Here is a 1,637-nt window from a genome sequence, read left to right as displayed (position 1 = left end):
GCCGTACCGGGCACCGCCGTGCCCTGCTGCGCGCGGAGGTCGCCGCCGGCGAGGACGTCGGTGCTGACCTCCCCGGCGAGGAATCGCTCGTCGCGCAAGATCTCGACAAGCAGGTCCCGGTTGGTGATCAGGCCATGGATCTTCGCGCTGCGGAGCACCCCGGCCAGCTTGCGCGCCGCCTGGTCGCGCGTGGGGGCGTGCGAGATGATCTTGGCGAGCATCGCGTCGTAGTGCGTGGAGACCACGCTGCCCGAGGCGAAGCCGGTGTCGACGCGGATGCCCTCGACGGTCGGGATCTCGAAGGTCGACAGGAGTCCGCTCTGCGGCTGGTAGTCGGCGGCGGGGTCCTCGGCGTAGAGGCGGACCTCGATGGCATGGCCCGCGGGGGCGGCGGCATCGGCGGGCAGGTCGCCTCCCTCCGCGACCGCGACCTGCAGCGCGACGAGGTCGACGCCGAACACGGCCTCGGTGACCGGGTGCTCGACCTGGAGACGGGTGTTCATCTCCAGGAAGAAGAAGGTGTCCTTGTCGGCGTCGTAGAGGAACTCGACGGTGCCGGCGCCGCGGTAGTCGATGGCTGCCGCGGCGGCACGGCCGGCGTCGTGGAGGGCCTCGCGGGTCGCGTCGGGCAGGCACGGGGCCGGGGCCTCCTCGACGACCTTCTGGTGGCGACGCTGCAGGGAGCAGTCCCGCTCACCCAGCACCAGCACCCCGCCGCGGCCGTCGCCGACCACCTGCACCTCCACGTGGCGCCCGCGCTCGACGTACGGCTCGACGAACACGGTGCCGTCGCCGAACGCCGACTCGGCCTCGGCGCGGGCCTTCTCGATCTCGGCGGGCAGGTCGGCCAACGTGCGCACGATGCGCATGCCGCGTCCGCCGCCACCCGCACTGGCCTTCACCAGCAGCGGCAGGTCGGCCTCGGTCGCCGACTCGACAGTGTGGTTGGTGAGCACCGGGACCCCGGCGGCCTCCATGAGCTTCTTGGACTCGATCTTCGAGCCCATCGACTCGATCGTCTCCGGGGCCGGACCGACCCAGGTCAGGCCGGCCTCGGTGACGGCGCGGGCGAAGGCGGCGTTCTCGGAGAGGAAGCCGTAGCCGGGGTGGATCGCGTCGGCGCCACTGCGACGGGCCGCCTCGAGGATCAGGTCGGTGCGGAGATAGGTCTCGGCCGGGCTGTTACCCGGCAGGTGCACGGCGTGGTCGGCCTCGCCGACGTACGGCAGGGCTGCGTCGGCGTCGGAGTGGACGGCGACGGTCTCGATGCCGAGGTCGCGACACGTGCGGAAGACACGGCTGGCGATCTCGGCCCGGTTGGCGACGAGCAGGCGGGTGATCATCGGGTTCCTCCTCGGAATCGGTCGTCGAGTAGTCGGCTACGCGACGAAGGAGCGGGCCGACGTATCGAGACGCCCGCACGGACGGGCCGGCCGAGACGCGCGGTCGTCGTTCGGCTAGCCGCGTCTCGATACGCCGGTGGCTCGCAGGCTCGCTCCCCGGCTACTCGCCGACCGACGGTGCTGGTCGTCGAGTAGCCGGACACGCGACGAAGGAGCGGACCGGCGTATCGAGACGCCCGCACCTGCGCACTCGCCATGATCACGGGCGGAACACCCCGAAGCGGTCGGTGCCCG

1 protein-coding gene is annotated in these 1,637 nt (G+C 72.0%); it reads right to left on the bottom strand.

The features are described 5' to 3' along the window. A partial coding sequence (locus VOI19_RS19225) for an acetyl-CoA carboxylase biotin carboxylase subunit (protein WP_323794533.1) occupies positions 1-1,343 on the bottom strand: 1,343 nt, incomplete at its 3' end. Between the last annotated feature and the right edge of the window lie 294 nt (positions 1,344-1,637).

The sequence above is a fragment of the Nocardioides sp. genome (assembly GCF_034670285.1).
Classification (GTDB): domain Bacteria; phylum Actinomycetota; class Actinomycetes; order Propionibacteriales; family Nocardioidaceae; genus Nocardioides.
The sequence above is the reverse complement of the archived record's forward strand: the minus strand, read 5'-3'. Positions and strand labels throughout refer to the sequence as shown.